Source organism: Stutzerimonas stutzeri (assembly GCF_000935215.1).
In the GTDB taxonomy this organism is placed as follows: domain Bacteria; phylum Pseudomonadota; class Gammaproteobacteria; order Pseudomonadales; family Pseudomonadaceae; genus Stutzerimonas.
On the sequence record NZ_JXXD01000083.1, the window covers coordinates 40,992 to 57,912 of the forward strand.

13 protein-coding genes and 1 pseudogene are annotated in these 16,921 nt (G+C 60.8%); all 14 read left to right on the forward strand.

Annotated elements, in window-relative coordinates:
* Positions 1–24: 24 nt before the first annotated feature.
* Complete coding sequence (locus LO50_RS09850) at positions 25–1,479, forward strand: class I SAM-dependent DNA methyltransferase (RefSeq protein WP_014818623.1); 1,455 nt, start codon at positions 25–27, stop codon at positions 1,477–1,479.
* The gene (locus LO50_RS09855) at positions 1,476–2,681 is read left to right on the forward strand and encodes a restriction endonuclease subunit S (RefSeq protein WP_080902088.1); all 1,206 of its coding nucleotides are present in this window, start codon (positions 1,476–1,478) and stop codon (positions 2,679–2,681) included. The genes LO50_RS09850 and LO50_RS09855 overlap by 4 nt, the downstream gene beginning before the upstream one ends.
* A gap of 24 nt (positions 2,682–2,705) precedes the next feature.
* Positions 2,706–3,698: a virulence RhuM family protein/type II toxin-antitoxin system death-on-curing family toxin gene (locus LO50_RS09860; protein ID WP_014818621.1), complete on the forward strand. Its 993-nt coding sequence runs from the start codon at positions 2,706–2,708 to the stop codon at positions 3,696–3,698.
* A 65-nt stretch (positions 3,699–3,763) separates the two neighbouring features.
* Positions 3,764–6,100, forward strand: coding sequence for an EcoAI/FtnUII family type I restriction enzme subunit R (gene hsdR, locus LO50_RS09865; RefSeq protein ID WP_044314862.1), 2,337 nt, complete (start codon positions 3,764–3,766; stop codon positions 6,098–6,100).
* Between the two features lie 241 nt (positions 6,101–6,341).
* Complete coding sequence (locus LO50_RS09870) at positions 6,342–7,121, forward strand: substrate-binding periplasmic protein (RefSeq protein WP_173425584.1); 780 nt, start codon at positions 6,342–6,344, stop codon at positions 7,119–7,121.
* Positions 7,122–7,284: 163 nt separating this feature from the next.
* Complete coding sequence (locus LO50_RS09875; protein ID WP_044314864.1) at positions 7,285–7,764, forward strand: thermonuclease family protein; 480 nt, start codon at positions 7,285–7,287, stop codon at positions 7,762–7,764.
* Positions 7,765–7,919: 155 nt separating this feature from the next.
* A pseudogene (locus tag LO50_RS09880) lies at positions 7,920–8,686 on the forward strand (substrate-binding periplasmic protein).
* 156 nt (positions 8,687–8,842) lie between these two features.
* Complete coding sequence (locus LO50_RS09885) at positions 8,843–10,900, forward strand: BCCT family transporter (protein WP_044314865.1); 2,058 nt, start codon at positions 8,843–8,845, stop codon at positions 10,898–10,900.
* A gap of 289 nt (positions 10,901–11,189) precedes the next feature.
* Positions 11,190–11,963: an ABC transporter ATP-binding protein gene (locus tag LO50_RS09890; protein WP_003281313.1), complete on the forward strand. Its 774-nt coding sequence runs from the start codon at positions 11,190–11,192 to the stop codon at positions 11,961–11,963.
* Positions 11,964–11,977: 14 nt separating this feature from the next.
* Positions 11,978–12,733, forward strand: coding sequence for an ABC transporter substrate-binding protein (locus LO50_RS09895; RefSeq protein ID WP_023444040.1), 756 nt, complete (start codon positions 11,978–11,980; stop codon positions 12,731–12,733).
* Positions 12,734–12,796: 63 nt separating this feature from the next.
* Positions 12,797–13,492 carry an ABC transporter permease gene (locus LO50_RS09900; RefSeq protein ID WP_044314866.1) on the forward strand — a complete coding sequence of 232 codons (696 nt, stop codon included), beginning with the start codon at positions 12,797–12,799 and terminating at the stop codon, positions 13,490–13,492.
* Complete coding sequence (locus LO50_RS09905) at positions 13,489–14,178, forward strand: ABC transporter permease (RefSeq protein WP_044314867.1); 690 nt, start codon at positions 13,489–13,491, stop codon at positions 14,176–14,178. Before LO50_RS09900 ends, LO50_RS09905 begins: the two co-directional genes overlap by 4 nt.
* Positions 14,179–14,375: 197 nt before the next feature.
* Positions 14,376–15,278 carry a D-hexose-6-phosphate mutarotase gene (locus tag LO50_RS09910; RefSeq protein ID WP_044314868.1) on the forward strand — a complete coding sequence of 301 codons (903 nt, stop codon included), beginning with the start codon at positions 14,376–14,378 and terminating at the stop codon, positions 15,276–15,278.
* A 359-nt stretch (positions 15,279–15,637) separates the two neighbouring features.
* Positions 15,638–16,921 (forward strand): type VI secretion system protein TssA (gene tssA / locus LO50_RS09915; protein ID WP_044314869.1); only part of this gene is annotated, 1,284 nt, incomplete at its 3' end.

The window sequence follows — 16,921 nt, forward strand, 5'->3', positions numbered from 1 at the left end:
CACTTCACGGAATAGCTGCCCGCCATGTTTGAACAGGCCTTCAAGAACATCGACGACATCCTGCACAAGGATGCCGGCTGTACCAGCGAGCTCGACTACACCGAGCAAACCTCCTGGCTGCTTTTTCTCAAGTACCTCGACGCGCTGGAGCAGGAAAAAGCCGTGGAGGCACAGCTTGAGGGCAAGTATTACCTGTACATACTCGACCCGGAATACCGTTGGGAGCGCTGGGCGGCGCCCAAGACCGCGAATGGCCAGATCGACCACAACAGCGCACTGACCGGTGATGACCTCAAGGATTTCGTTAATACCAAGCTGTTTCCGTATCTGCATGGCTTCAAGCAGAAGGCCGAAGGACCGGACACCATCCAGTACAAGATCGGCGAGATATTCGGCGAGCTGAAGAACCGCATCCAGAGCGGCTACAACCTGCGCGAAGTGCTGGAAATCGTCGACGGCCTGCGCTTCGGGTCGCAGACAGAGAAACACGAGCTCTCGCACCTTTACGAAGTCAAGATCAGAAACATGGGAAACGCCGGGCGCAACGGCGGCGAGTACTACACCCCGCGCCCGCTGATCCGCGCCATGATCAAGGTGGTCAATCCGCACATCGGTCAGCGCATCTACGACGGCGCGGTCGGCTCGGCAGGCTTTCTCTGCGAAGCCTTCGATTACCTGAGCAGCCAGCCGAACCTGACCACTCGCCAGCAGGAAACCCTGCAAAAGCACACCTTCTACGGCAAGGAGAAAAAGAGCCTCGCCTACGTCATCGCCATCATGAACATGATCCTGCATGGCATCGAAGCGCCGAACATCATCCACACCAATACCCTGACGGAAAACCTTAGCGATATTCAGGACAAGGATCGCTTCGACATCGTGCTGGCCAACCCGCCGTTCGGCGGCAAGGAACGCAAGGAAGTCCAGCAGAACTTCCCGATCAAGACCGGCGAAACCGCTTTCCTGTTTCTCCAGCACTTCATCAAGACTCTCAAGGCCGGCGGGCACGGCGCGGTGGTCATCAAGAACACCTTCCTCAGCAACAGCGACAACGCCTCGGTCAGCTTGCGCAAACTGCTGCTGGAAAGCTGCAACCTGCACACCGTACTCGACTGCCCGAGCGGCACCTTCCAGGGCGCGGGCGTCAAGACCGTGGTGCTGTTCTTCACCAAGGGCGCGCCGACGCGCAAGGTCTGGTACTACCAGCTCGACCCCGGCCGCAATCTGGGCAAGACCAACCCGCTGGCTGACACTGACCTGACTGAATTTATCGAACTGCAAAAAACCTTTGCCGATTCGCCGAAGAGCTGGAGTGTCAATGCGACCGACATTGATCAGGCGAGCTACGACCTGTCGGTGAAAAACCCCAATGGCGCTCAAGACGCAGCCTTCCGCAGTCCGCAGGAAATCCTGGACGACATTGCGGCGCTGGATAAAGCGAGCGCGCAAGTGCTGGCGACTATCAGGGGGCTGCTGTGAAAGCAGTTTGGCAAGTTACCCGATTGGCCGAAGTCTGTAAGACAGCGGCCGGCGGTACTCCGCTGAAGTCTAATAAGGAGTTTTACGAAGGAGGAAAAATCCCTTGGCTTCAGAGTGGCGAAGTAAGTCAGGGCGAAATTTCAGCGGCAAAAACCTTTATTACAGAACTCGGATTAAAAAAATCCTCGGCCAAATTATTTCCGGCCAACACAGTCTTGGTCGCCATGTACGGGGCTACAGCTGGACAAGTGGGCATATTGCGCTTTGAATCCGCGACAAATCAGGCGGTATGCGGGATTCTTCCTAACAAAACGTTTATCCCTGAATTTCTTTACTACCTGTTGCTGTCACGAAAGAGTGAATTGGTGGCCCAAGCAGTCGGAAACGCTCAGCCTAATATTTCACAGCAAAAAATCCGGGACATGTATGTCCCTCTCGTGACAATTCCCGAGCAGCGCCGCATCGTCTCCACCCTTGCCCAAGCCTTTGGCAAGATTGCCAAGGCCCGCGCCAACGCCAAAAAGAACCTGCAAAACTCCCGTGAGGTTTTCGAAAGCTATTTGAATTCGCTTTTCATACGAAAGGGAGAGGGTTGGCTGGAGAAACCGTTAAATGAGCTGTGCGAGTTTAAACATGGTTTTGCATTCAAAAGTGAATACTTTTCGACCAAGGGCGACTACATACTGCTAAGCCCTGGCAATTTTCATGAGCGCGGCGGATACAAGGATCGGGGCGGAAAGCAAAAATATTACGAAGGCGCTATACCTGCCGGTTACATACTTGCTGAGGGCGATTTGCTGATCGCTATGACTGAGCAGGCTGCAGGATTACTCGGCAGCCCGATACTGGTGCCCAAGGTTGGTAGATTTCTACATAACCAGCGTTTAGGGTTAGTCGCAGCGAAGAATGGAGCGCCTTGGTGCAATGAGTTCTTTTTTCACGTTTTCAATACGCAGCGAGTTAGGAAAGAAATACACGACAGCGCGTCTGGTGTAAAAGTACGCCACACATCACCCAGCAAGATGGGTGATGTTGTCGTGCCGTTTCCCGCAAACACAGCCGAGCAGTTGGCAATAGTCCAAAAGATCAATGCTCTCGCGAAAGAAACCCAACGCCTCGAATCCATCTACAAAAAGAAACTAGCCGCCCTCGACGAACTGAAGCAATCACTGCTACACCAAGCCTTCAGCGGCCAGCTATAACTGCATCGACGCAAGGCGCACACGATGGATAACGCTCAGCAGGAACTGGTGATCTTTCAGGAAGCGGGCCAGCCGGTCGAGGTTCGGCTGGATGCCGGGCGCGATACGGTATGGATGACTCAGCGACAGATGGCGGAGTTGTTCGAAACCTCGAACGACAACATCAGCCTGCACCTGAAGAATATCTTTGCCGATGGCGAGTTGGCCGAGGCGGCAACTACCGAGGATTCCTCGGTAGTTCGCCAGGAAGGCAAGCGGCAGGTCAACCGTGTGGTGAAACACTACAACCTCGACGCCATCATCTCGGTGGGCTATCGGGTCAGCTCCAAACGTGCCGTGTCGTTCCGCCAATGGGCTACACGCTTGCTGCGCGAACACCTCACCCAGGGCTACACCCTTAATCGTCAACGCTTCGAAGCCAATGCCCTGGAACTGGAAGCCGCACTGCAGCTGGTGAGAAAAGCGGCGCAAAGCCCCGAGTTGCTCAGCGACACCGGCCGAGGGCTGGTGGATATCGTTACCCGCTACGCGCAGACCTTCCTCTTGCTTCAGCGGTATGACGAAGGCCTGTTGACCGATCCGCCCACCATCGCTGGCGGTGCGCTGCCTACGCTGGACGAAGCCCGCCAGGCGCTGGCTCGCCTGAAAGCCGAGTTGATGGCTCGCGGCGAAGCCACCGAGCTATTCGCCCTGGAACGCGGCGACGGACTGGCCGGCCTGCTGGGCAATCTGGATCAGACGGTGTTCGGCGAGCCGGCCTATCCCAGCGTGGAGGCCAAGGCTGCCCATCTGCTGTATTTCGTGATCAAGAATCACCCGTTCGCCGACGGCAACAAGCGCAGCGGGGCGTTTCTGTTCGTGGACTTTCTCAACCGCAATGGGCGCTTGCTGGACGCTACCAACCAGCCAGTGATCAACGATATCGGCCTTGCCGCCCTCGCTTTGCTCGTAGCGGAGTCAGACCCGGCGCAGAAAGACACGCTGATTCGCCTGATCATGAACATGCTCGCAGGTTGATTCCGCCTTCTAAACCCACGCCGCCGAGGGTTATGCTCCGGGCATGATGCCAAAGGGATATTGCCGTGAACGAAGCTGAAACCCGCGCCGAACATATCGACCCCGCCTTGCGTGAAGCCGGCTGGGGCGTGGTCGATGGCAGCCGCGTACTACGCGAGTTTCAAATCACTCATGGCCGCATCCAAGGTGCGGGGCAACGCGGCAAGGCGGAGATCGCCGATTACGTATTGGTATACCGCAACACTCAGCTGGCCGTGATCGAGGCGAAAGCCTGGGACAAGCACTACACCGAGGGTGCAGGCCAGGCCAAAAGCTATGCAAAGAAGCTGGCGATCCGCTTCACCTACGCAACCAATGGCCAGCGTATCTACGCTATCGACATGCTCACTGGCGCAGAAGGCGACTTGCTCAGCTTCCCCACGCCGGAAGAACTGTGGAACCTGACCTTCGCCGAGCACAATGAATGGCGCGAGCGCTTCGCCGCCATTCCGTTCGAAGACAAGGGAGGCACCTGGGGTGCGCGCTACTATCAGGACATTGCGATCAAGCGGGTGCTGGAAGCAATCGCAGCGCAGCAGTCGCGAATTCTGCTGACGCTGGCGACCGGCACAGGCAAGACATTTATCGCCTTTCAGCTGGCCTGGAAGCTGTTCAAAAGTCGCTGGAACCTCAAGCGCGACGCCCAGCGTCAGCCACGCATTCTGTTCCTGGCGGACCGCAACATCCTTGCGGATCAGGCTTACAACTCGTTTTCGGCCTTCAGCGAAGACGCGCTGGTGCGCATCGCCCCGGACGAAATTCGCAAAAAGGGCAAGGTGCCGAAGAACGGCAGCATCTTTTTCACCATTTTCCAGACCTTCATGAGCGGGCCGAACGGCACGCCTTACTTTGGCGAGTACCCGGCGGATTTCTTCGATTTCATCATCATCGATGAATGCCACCGTGGCGGCGCCAACGACGAGGGCAACTGGCGCGGCATCCTTGAGTATTTCACCCCAGCGGTGCAGCTCGGTCTGACTGCCACGCCCAAGCGCAAGGACAATGTCGACACCTATGCCTACTTCGGCGAGCCGGTGTATGTGTATTCGCTGAAGGAAGGCATCAACGACGGTTTCCTCACGCCGTTCAAGGTCAAGCAGATCGCTACAACGCTTGATGAGTACGTGCATGTGCCAGGTGACGGAATAGTCATCAAAGGCGAGGTTGAGGCGGGACGGCGCTATCTCGAGGCGGACTTCAATCGAGTCATCAAGATCCCGGAGCGGGAGGCCTATCGGGTCAAACTGTTCATGGAGCAGATCGCGCCAAACGAGAAGACGCTGGTGTTCTGCGCCACCCAACAGCATGCGCTGGAAGTACGTGACCTGATCAACCAGATGAAGCGCAGCAGCGAGCCGGACTACTGTGTGCGGGTGACCGCCGATGATGGTGCGCGGGGGGAAGAACACCTGCGGCATTTCCAGGACAACGAGAAGACCATACCGACCGTTCTCACTACCTCGCAGAAGCTCTCCACCGGCGTGGATGCGCGTAACGTCCGCAATATTGTGCTGATGCGGCCGGTGACCAACATGATCGAGTTCAAGCAGATCATCGGTCGTGGTACGCGCTTATTCGACGGCAAGGATTACTTCACGATCTATGACTTCGTGAAAGCTCATCACCTATTCAGCGATCCCGAATGGGATGGCGAACCGATAGAGCCTACCGTGACCGGAGGCGTCGCCACCGGAGAGGACAGAGGCGGCTATGAAAACGAACCCAGGCCGCCCAAGCCACCGCGCGATCCACGCCCGGACGTGATCGAGGTCAGACTCAGCAACGGCTCGGTGCGCCGCATCAAGAGCATGATGGCGACGCTGTACCTCGGCGCCGATGGCAAACCGATGTCTGCTGCGCAGTTCCTGGAAAGCCTGTTCGGTAATCTGCCGGAATTTTTTAAAGATGAGGACCAGCTACGCGGGCTTTGGAGCGCCCCGGATACTCGCACTTCGCTCCTACAGGGCCTGGCTGAACGTGGCTTTAGCAACGAGGTACTGCACGAAATGCAGCGCATCATCGACGCCGAGCATAGTGACCTGTTCGATGTGCTGACGTACGTCGCCTTCTCCATCGAACCGCAGACTCGAGAAGAGCGCGCCAGCAGAGCTCGCAGCACGCTGCATGGGCAATTCACTGACAAGCAAGAAGCCTTTCTTGACTTCGTGCTGTCGCAATACGTGAAGGAGGGTGTGGAGGAATTGGGGCCGGAAAAGCTCTCCCCTTTGCTGAAGCTTCGCTACAAGAATGCGATTAACGATGCAGTTGCAGATCTGGGTAGGCCGGAACTGATCAAGAGTCTGTTTTTCGGCTTCCAGAAGCATCTTTATGATGGTGCGCAAGGGAGCAGTGCCCAAACTTAGCGACGCATCAACGTGATATTCCTCTGCGCTCTCGGCGAGCTGGCAAGCCTCAACGGGGCCACTGCAGAAGTGTCCCTCGGCGAATCGCCGCACGTGCCACGCATGCCCGGCCAGGCCTTATCACTTAATCGCTCCGACTTCATTCTGCGCTAGGCTGATGCTAACGGAGCGGGCTTGAGCGAGATGTTGCCCGGCCGCGTCGAACCGCCAAGGAATGCTGCACAGCGCAAGGAGCCGAACGGTGCACAGGATTCTCTCGATTCTGCTGATATGGCTGTTGTCGAACGCCGCCCCGGCCGGCGCGGCGCAGTGGCGTTTCGTGACCGAAGACTTCCCGCCGTTCACCTACCCGGCTGACGCCCCGGCCAGCGAAACCGCAGGCGTTGGTGCGGCCGGCCCGTTTGTAGAGGTGGTACATGCGATCTGCGCACGCTTGCAGCACCAATGCACGATCACCCTGTATCCCTGGCAGCGCGCATTCCGCCTGGCCGAACAGGGACAGGTGGACGGAATATTCACACTGACATCTTCACCGCAGCGCGAGCAGATGTTCCACATCAGCCGGATGCTGGTTACTTCTCGCTACAGTGTTTTCGCCCAGGCCGAGAGCAGCTTCGTCTTCAACCAACCAGGTGATGTGGCGGGCCGGCTGATTGGCGTCTATGGCCCATCCGGCACCTCTTACGTGCTGTCCGAGCGCCTCAAGTCGGTGCCCGACGTACGCCTGCACCTGACTACCGACAATCGCCGACTGCTGCGCATGCTGCAGTCCGGGCGCTTCGGTGTGGACGGCCTGGCGGTGCTCAATCAGGATGTTGCCTGGCACCTGATCGAGGAAGAGCGACTTGCCGATGTGCGCGAGGCTGGCGAAATGGGCCCGATCAGCTATGGCATCGGTCTTTCGCGCAAGACGGTGAGCGCGGCACAGTTCGAAGCGTTCGAGCAGGCGCTGGACGCGGCAATAGCCGATGGCACGGTGCCGAAGATCCTGCGCCAGCACCAACTCGAAGCCGCCTTCTGAGCGTTGCGCGCGCCATGGCAAGGCGGCGGTTCGGCGTATTTCTCGGCATGCGTGACCGGCCGCCATTTCGCCAACGCAGACGGACCATCTGAGACCTGGCGCCAATCAGGGCGGCGACCGGCCTGCTACCCTCGCCCGCCCCGAACCGCATGGATGCCCCCTCATGCTGCGCTACCTGCTTGCCGCCCTGCTCATAACTGCCATGCCTGCCTCTGCCGAATCGTTCGACTGCCGGGTGATCGGCATCGCCGATGGCAACACCTTCAGCTGCCGGACCAACGCGGGTGAACGTTTCAGGGTCCGGCTGGCGGAAATCGACACCCCGGAGCTCAAGCAACCCTACGGCAGCCAGGCCCGGCAAGCGCTCTCCGACCACATCTTCGGCAAGAACGTGACGCTCGTAGTCAAGGGCCGCGATGACCTGGGACGGACCCTGGCGCGAGTCGGCGTTGGCAACATCGACGTCAATTCGGAGATGGTCAGGTCTGGCGCAGCCTGGGCGTATCGCGGTCACCTTGACGACCGCTCGCTGCTCGATCTGGAGGCGGTCGCCCGCGAGTTCCGGCGCGGCCTGTGGTCATTGCACAAGACCGAACAGCAACCGCCATGGGAATGGCGCGAGCAGATGCGCAAGACCCGCTAGCCCGGGGTGCTCGCATCGATCGACGCCACTCGCCTGGAAGTCCGGCCTGCTGCGCTGGCTACCCTGATTCGGGGGTCGCGCCGCGGACGGCGACACGCTAGCCTGCAAGGGCGTGGAGCGTATTGCCGCCCTGCCGATCGCCTGGAGCTTGCAGCATGCCCACTCGATGGATTGCGATAGTCGTCGGCCTGGCACTCATGGGCAATTGCCAAGCCGATGAGCTGCGCTTCGTCACCGAGGACTTCCCGCCGTTCAGCTATGCCACGGCGGCCACCGGCACCGAGGACCGTGCAGCCGGGCCTTTCGTCGAGATCGTTGCAGCCGTCTGCGCGCGGCTACGAATCGACTGTCCGGTGCAGCTGCTGCCCTGGCGACGCGCACTGGCGCTGGCCGAGGACGGTGAAGCGCAGGGGATCTTCACCGTGATCCGCTCACCGGATCGCGAGCGCGCGTTCCACCTCACCCGCATGCTCGTCACCTCCCGCTATGGGGTCTATGCACGGTCGGCGAGCCGCTTCGTCTTCCATCGCCCGAGGACCTGGCGGGACGCAGTGTCGCCGTGTATGGGCCCTCCGGAACCTCCTTCGTGCTCGGTCAGCATCTGGCTGAGGTCGGCGACGTGACGCTGATTCTGGAGGCGGATAACCGGCGGCTGCTGCGCATGCTGGAGGCCGGCAGGTTCGGCGAACAGGGCGTCGCCGTGGTCAATCAGGACGTCGCCTGGCATCTGATCGATCAGGAAAGGCTCGCCAATATTCATGAGGCAGGCGAGCTGCAACCGGTGTCCTACGCGATCGGCCTTTCCCGCGCCGCGGTCAGCGAAGCCGAATTCGAACGTTTCAACGACGCGCTCGAGGCGCTGATCGCCGACGGCAGCGTTGCGGCCATTCTACGGCGCCATGGCCTGGAGCCCGCGTTCTAGCACCGGCGCTATCGGTCAATCGGCACCCAACCCATCTTTTCGCTGAATCATTCGGCGCTTCGGGCCGTCTACCCCAGAGGCAGCGTTCGGGCTCTCCGGAGGTTTCGCCGCGTACATCCCGCTCATCACCCATTCGCAAAGGGAGGCTGACCGCCCATGGACGCCGCCAAGAAAATGCCCAAGGCCATCATCCTGTTCCCCGTGTTCATCCCAGCCGTGATCGTCACGCTCCTGCTGGTGATCGGCACGATCAGCAACCCGGAACTGGCCGGTGAGGTGTTCAGCTCGACGCTGGCCTTCATCACTGCCAATTTCGGCTGGTTCTACATGCTCTCGGTCGCCTTTTTCCTGGTGTTCATCGTCGGCATCGCCATGACGCCCTGGGGCAACATCAAGCTGGGTCCGGATCACGCCGAGCCGCAGTACAGCTTCCCGGCCTGGTTCGCCATGCTCTTTTCCGCCGGCTACGGCATCGCCCTGTTGTTCTTCGGCGTGGCCGAACCCGTACTGCACTACGCCTCGCCGCCCGCCGGTGCGGGGGAAACCGTCGACGCGGCCAAGCAGGCCATGCAGATCGCCTTCTTCCACTGGGGCTTTCATATCTGGGCCATCTACGGCCTGACCGGCCTGGTACTGGCGTACTTCTCGTTCCGCCACGGCCTGCCGCTGTCGATGCGCTCGGCGCTCTATCCGATCATCGGCGAGCGCATCCACGGGCCGATCGGCCATGTGGTGGATGTCTTCGCGATTCTCGGCACGCTGTTCGGCATCGCCACCACGCTGGGCCTGTCCGTCACGCAGATCAACGCGGGCATCAACTACCTCTGGCCGTCGATACCGATCAGCATCAACGTGCAGATCATCGCCATTGCGATCATCACCGGCCTGGCGATCTGCTCGGTGGTCGCCGGTCTGGACAAGGGCGTGAAGAACCTGTCGCTGTTGAACATGATCCTGGCGATTGGCCTGATGCTTTTCGTGTTTCTGGTCGGGCCTACCATTTTCATCCTCGAAACGTTTCTGCAGAACACCGGCAGCTATCTGAACAACATCATCGAGCGCACCTTCAACCTGCAGGCCTACAGCCGCAGCGACTGGATCGGCAACTGGACGCTGTTCATCTTCGGCTGGACCATCGCCTGGTCGCCCTTCGTCGGCCTGTTTATCGCCAAGATCAGCCGCGGCAGGACCATTCGCCAGTTCGTCTTCGGCGTGATGTTCGTACCGACCATCTTCACCTTCCTCTGGTTTTCGGTATTCGGCGACACCGCGCTGCACATGATCATGGTCGAAGGCTACACCTCGCTGATCTCGGATGTGCAGGCGGACAACGCCATCGCGCTGTTCAAACTGTTCGAACTGCTACCGATGACGTCCATAGCCTCGTTCCTGGCGGTGGTTCTGATCATCACCTTCTTCGTTACCTCGTCGGACTCCGGCTCCCTGGTCATCGACTCGCTGGCCGCCGGCGGCGCGCTGCACACGCCGGTCTGGCAGCGTGTGTTCTGGGCCAGCATCGAGGGCGTAGTTGCGTCCGCCCTGCTCCTCGCCGGCGGCCTCAGCGCGCTGCAGACGATGACCATCGCCAGCGCGCTGCCCTTCGCAATCATCATGATGATCGCCGCGCTGGGCATGTGGCGTGCTCTGGTGATCGAAGGCCACCACGAAACCAGCCTGCAAAGCCACATGCAGGGCAGCCGGCTGGCGAGCAACGCCGGTCCCGGCCTGTGGAAGAAGCGCCTGGCGGGGATGGTCAGCTTTCCCAGCAGGGAAGAGGTCGACGACTTCATGAACACCACGGTGCTCAAGGCGATGCGCCGGGTGCAGCGCGAACTCAGTGGCCAGGAATGGGCTGCCGAAGTGCACACCGATGAAGCCCACTCGCGGCTCTACCTGGAGGTCATCAAGGACGACCAGGTGGACTTCATCTACGAGATCCGTGCGGTCGGTTACGCCATGCCGGCGTTCGCGCTGACCGAAGGGCCGGAGGCCGACGAGCAGTACTACCGTGCCGAGGTGTTCCTGCGCCGCGGCGGCCAGCATTACGACGTCTACGGATACGACCAGGCGGACATCATCAGCGACATACTCGACCAGTTCGAAAAGTACCTGCACTTCCTGCACATCTCGCCGGGCAGCTTGCCGTGGAAGATGGCCGAGCACGACGAAATGCTCTCCGACGACCAAAACACGCCCAAGCCGGAAGCGAGCTGAGACCCTGGCCGCTTCGGGCCGCACGGAAGCGGACCGAGCCTGCCGTTTACGCAAGGCACCGGAGTGTGCCTGCGCGTACAGCACCGATTTCATCTATATAGATAGGGGCGCATCGGCGACCAGCGAAACGTGACCGACTGGTCACACCGCTCAACGCCGCATCGCGCTTGGCGCATGCCGCATCGCATGCTAGGTTTGCGCCTCGCCAGGACGGCGAGCAGTTCGCGCGGAGCGCACCATCAGATATCTAGACCATGGCGGCCTTCGCCGGTCTGTAAGAGGACCCCTCATGGCCGAGGCCATCCCTGCACTGGAAATCCGCAATCTGCACAAGCGCTACGGCGATCTGGAAGTTCTCAAAGGCATTTCGCTGACCGCCCGCGATGGCGATGTGATTTCCATCCTCGGCTCTTCAGGCTCCGGAAAATCCACCTTTCTGCGCTGCATCAACCTGCTGGAAAACCCCCACGAGGGCGAGATTCTGGTGGCCGGCGAGCAGCTCAAGCTCAAGCGCGACAAGCAGGGCGACCTGGTCGCCGCCGACGGTAAGCAGCTCAATCGGATTCGCAGCGAACTGGGTTTTGTGTTCCAGAACTTCAACCTCTGGCCGCACATGACCATCCTCGACAACATCATCGAGGCACCGCGCCGCGTGCTCGGCCAGAGCAAGGCCGAAGCCACCGAGGTGGCCGAGGCGCTGTTGGCCAAGGTCGGAATCGCCGACAAACGCCACGTCTATCCCAATCAGCTTTCCGGCGGTCAACAGCAGCGCGCGGCCATTGCGCGGACGCTGGCGATGCAGCCCAAGGTGATCCTGTTCGACGAGCCCACCTCGGCACTCGATCCGGAAATGGTACAAGAAGTGCTTGCAGTGATCCGGTCGCTCGCCGAAGAAGGCCGCACCATGCTGCTCGTCACCCATGAGATGAATTTCGCCAAGCAGGTATCCAGCGAAGTGGTATTCCTCCACCAGGGCCTGGTCGAGGAGCAAGGAACGCCCGAGCAGGTATTTGACAATCCTCAATCGGCGCGCTGTAAACAATTCATGTCAAGCCATCGCTAATGGAGCAACACCGCATGAAGAGCTATAAGAAGATCCTGCTGACCGCTGCTGCATCGTTGATCATCGGCACCCAGGCATTCGCCGCGGAAAAACTACGGATTGGTACAGAAGGCGCCTACCCGCCCTTCAACCTGATCGATGCCAGCGGCAAGGTGGTCGGTTTCGACCTCGACATTGCCCACGCCCTCTGCGCCAAGATGCAGACCGAGTGCGAAGTGGTCACCTCGGACTGGGACGGCATCATCCCGGCGCTGAACGCAGGCAAGTTCGACTTCCTCGCCGCCTCGATGTCGGTGACCGAAGAGCGCAAGAACGCCGTCGATTTCACCGATCACTACTACACCAACAAGCTGCAATTCGTGGCCCCCAAGTCCACCGACTTCAAGACCGACAAGGACTACCTGGACGGCAAGGTCATCGGCGCCCAGCGCGCGACCATCGCCGGCACCTGGCTGGAAGACAACCTGGACGGCGTGGTCGACATCAAGCTCTACGACACTCAGGAAAACGCTTACCTGGACCTGGCCTCCGGCCGCGTCGACGGCATCCTGGCCGACACCTTCGTGCAGTGGGAATGGCTCAAGAGCGATGCTGGCAAGGGCTTCGAGTTCAAGGGCGAGCCGGTATTCGATGACGACAAGATCGCCATCGCCGTGCGCAAGGGCAACGACGAGCTGCGTGAGAAGCTGAACAAGGCGCTGGCCGAGATCATCGCTGACGGCACCTACAAGCAGATCAACGACAAGTACTTCCCGTTCAGCATTTACTGATCCAACCGAGCCGAAGCCCGGTCGCCTGAAACTGGCCGACCGGGCTTCGGTGTTTGAGTTTCTATGATTCCTGACCTTCACGGATTCGGTCCGGCGCTTATCGCCGGCACCTGGATGACCATTCAACTGGCCCTCGCCTCCCTGGCGCTGGGGCTGGTGCTCGGCCTGCTCGGCGCTCTCGCCAAGACCTCGCCCTACAGCGCGCTGCGCTGGCTCGGCGGCACCTACTCGACCATCGTGCGCGGCGTACCCGAACTGCTCTGGGTGTTGCTGATCTATTTCGGCACCATCAGCCTGATTCGCGGCATCGGCGAGCTGTTTGGCATCGAGAACCTGGCCCTCAGCCCGTTCGCCGCCGGCACCATAGCCCTTGGTCTGTGCTTCGGCGCCTACGCCACCGAAGTCTTCCGCGGGGCGCTGCTGGCCATTCCCAAGGGACACCGTGAGGCTGGCCTGGCCCTGGGGCTGGGCAAACGGCGGATCTTCACGCGGCTGATCCTGCCGCAGATGTGGCGCCTGGCGCTGCCGGGTCTGGGCAATCTGTTCATGATCCTGATGAAGGACACGGCACTGGTATCCGTCATCGGCCTGGAAGAGATCATGCGCCGCTCGCAGATCGCCGTGACCGCCAGCAAGGAACCCTTCACCTTCTTCCTGGTCGCCGCCTTCATCTACCTGTGCCTGACCATCGTCGCCATGATCGGTATGCATGTTCTTGAAAAACGTGCCGGCCGCGGCTTCGTGCGGAGCGCAGCATGACCTGGGAAATCTTCATCAAGTGGCTGCCGAGCTTCATCGAAGGCGCCTGGCTGACGCTGCAACTGGTCGGCGTTTCGGTCGTCGCCGGGCTGATCCTCGCCGTGCCGCTGGGCATTGCCCGCTCCTCCCGCCTGCTGGCCATACGCGCGCTGCCCTATGGCTACATCTTCTTCTTCCGCGGCACCCCGCTGCTGGTGCAACTGTTCCTGGTCTACTACGGCATGGCGCAGTTCGAGGTGGTGCGCCAAAGCGTGCTCTGGCCGTACCTGCGTGACCCGTACTGGTGCGCGATCATCACCATGACCCTGCACACCGCCGCCTATATCGCCGAGATCATCCGCGGAGCGATCCAGAACGTGCCGCCGGGTGAAGTCGAAGCCGCGCGGGCGCTGGGCATGTCACGGGCGCAGGCGCTGCTGCACATCATCCTGCCACGCGCGACGCGCATCGGCCTGCCGGCCTACAGCAACGAAGTGATCCTGATGCTCAAGGCCAGCGCCCTGGCCAGCACCATCACGCTGCTGGAACTGACCGGCATGGCGCGCAAGATCGCCGCCCGCACCTACCTGCACGAGGAAATGTTCCTCACCGCCGGCCTGATCTACCTGCTGATCGCCTTCATCCTGATGCAGGGCTTCAAGCTGCTGGAACGCTGGCTCCGGGTCGACGCCTGCCAGGGTCGCTGACCGCGCGACCTGTAGGGTGGATCGCGCGCCGGCGATCCACCATGGCGATCCACCGGGTGGCGCCCCACCGAGTGGCCCTATCGAACGGAGCCACGCTGGATGTAATAAGCAACATCCACCCCACGCCCCGGAGGCGGATGAAATCTCGCCTTGTGACCGTTGTCAGACGCAAACCCGAGCCCATCACGAGATTGCCCATGCCTGTCGATATCCAACGCATCGAAATGGACCAGCTCGCCGTCTGGCGAGTCCGCCGCGGCGAGGACGAACTGCTGATCGCCGAACAGGGCGCGCAGATCCTCAGCTATCGCCAGGGCGACGCACCACCGATCATCTGGCTCAGCGAAGAGGCAGCCTTCCAGCAGGGTCAGTCGGTACGCGGCGGCGTGCCGATCTGCTGGCCGTGGTTCGGCGACCTGGCGCGCAATCCGCAGGCCGTGCAGGCGAGCTACCACGGCGAACAACCCGCACCTTTCCATGGCCTGGTACGCACGCTGCCCTGGCAGTTGCGCGAACAACGCAGCGATGGCGATGCGGCTATTCTCGAGTTCGACTGTCCGCAGGCGCTCGGCGCGTTGCCGGGCTGGCCGCATCCGGTCGAACTGACGTTGCGGATTCGACTCGCCGATGATCTCCAGCTCAGCCTCAGCAGCCGCAACGACGGCGACGAAAGCGCTGCCTTCAGCCAGGCGCTGCACAGCTACTTCGCCGTCAGCGACATCCATCAGGTGCGTGTGGAGGGCCTTGCCGGCTGCCCATACATCGACACGCTGCTGGACTGGAAAGAATGCCAGCAACAGGACGACCTGCATTTCAGCGGCGAAACCGATCGTGTCTACCAGCAGCTGCCGGCCACCCTGAATCTTGTCGATCCGGCGTGGCAGCGGCGCATCCGACTGACCACCAGCGGGTCGATGTCCGCCGTGTTATGGAATCCGTGGATCGACAAGGCGCGGCGCCTGACGAGCTTCGCCGACGATGCCTGGCAGCGGATGCTGTGCATCGAGACGGCCAATGTGCTGGACGACGCGGTGGTGCTCCAGCCGGGTCAGCGCCACACCCTGGCTGTGTCCATATCGGCAACTTCCAGCGGCCTATAACATTAATCGCCCCCAATTCTGTGACCGGGTATAAAGTTGCACGTAAGTATTCTCTTACAAGAAACCGGCATATTTCCTACGAAGTAAGTAGTTATACAAAGGCAACTTAACCCCCCGTTTTGAATTAGTTCCGTCGCCAGCTGGTTAATATTCCCAGCTGCAACGGAGATCACACTTCTCGCCTTGAACGACACATACCCCACGTCTAGGATGCCCACCCCATAAGGCCCTGTGCAATTTTTTGCGCAGGGACGGTGTGCAAGAAGTTGCGCACCCCTTTTCTCGGAAACATTCCGCTTTTGATATTGGCGGCATGTTTCAAAGTTCACGGATCGAACTTGAGCGTCACGGAAGACCCAATGCACGCCAGCGCACTCAGCAAGCATTATCTGGAACTTGCCAGAAAGCCGGTCAATGACAGCAATTTCGCTGGCGACGATATTCGCTACAGCAGCGAATACGAATTGCTCGAGGCTGAACTTGCCAAGGCCGGGGCACTGCACCAGACCACCGGCATCGACTGGCAGAAGGTCCGCGAAGGCAGCGAAGTGCTGCTCGCGTCGCTGTCCAAGGACCTCCGAGCGGCAGCCTGGCTTACATGGAGCCTGTTCCAACGCGAATCCTTCGCTGGGCTACAGGCTGGCCTGAGCCTGCTGCAATACCTGTGCAGCAATCACTGGGACGAGCTGCACCCACGCAAGCCACGCACCCGCGCCGCCGCGATCAACTGGTTGCTGCCGCGCCTGGAACAGACCTTCTCCGAAGACGTGCCAGTCGGCGAGCAACTGCCCCTGTTCCGCAGCCTCGCCGAGCAATTGCATGCGCTGGAGCAGTGCCTGTCCGGCCATCTGGGCGAAGACGCACCGCTGCTGCTGCCGCTGTGCCGCCAGCTCGACGGCATGGTCAAACGCGCCAGTCAGGGACAGGCGCAGCCAGGTACGGTGGGGGCGGCCATTGCCCAGGTCAAGCAGGTCGCCAGCCAGGTCTTCGCTCCCGGCTCGACGATAGAGAACGACAAGGAAGCGCTCAAGGCCGTGCGCAACCTGCAGGAGCAGGCGCGCCCACTGACCGCCTGGTGGCTCAAGCAGCGCACCAGCGATCTGCGCCCCCTGCGCCTCGCGCGAACCCTGCTCTGGCTGAGCATCGACAGCCTGCCGGAGCACAACAGCGAGCAGATTACCGCGCTACGTGGCGTGCCCGCCGACAAGCTCGCCAGCTACCGCGAACGCTTCGCTCAAGGGCAGTACGCCGACCTGCTGGTGGACCTGGAAAACAGCACCGCGCGCGCGCCGTTCTGGCTGGACGGCCAGCGCCTGGCCTGGGAGTGCCTGCAGGAGCTGGACGCCGCGCAGGCCATGCGCGAAGTGGAGATCCAGCTCGCGCTGTTCCTGCAACGCGTACCGCGTCTGGAAGAACTGTGCTTTCACGACGGCACCCCGTTTGCCGATGCCGAAACCCGTGCCTGGATCAGTGGCCAGGTCATGCCCCATGTGCAGCCGACAACGGCCGCCAGACAGGAGGAGCCGCCCGTAGCCGGCACCCTGCAACCGAGCTGGGAGCTCGCGCTGCAGGAAGCTGTGCCGCTGCTGCGCAAGGACGGCCTCAAGCCCGCCGTGCAGCAGCTCAAACAGGGCCTGGCTCGC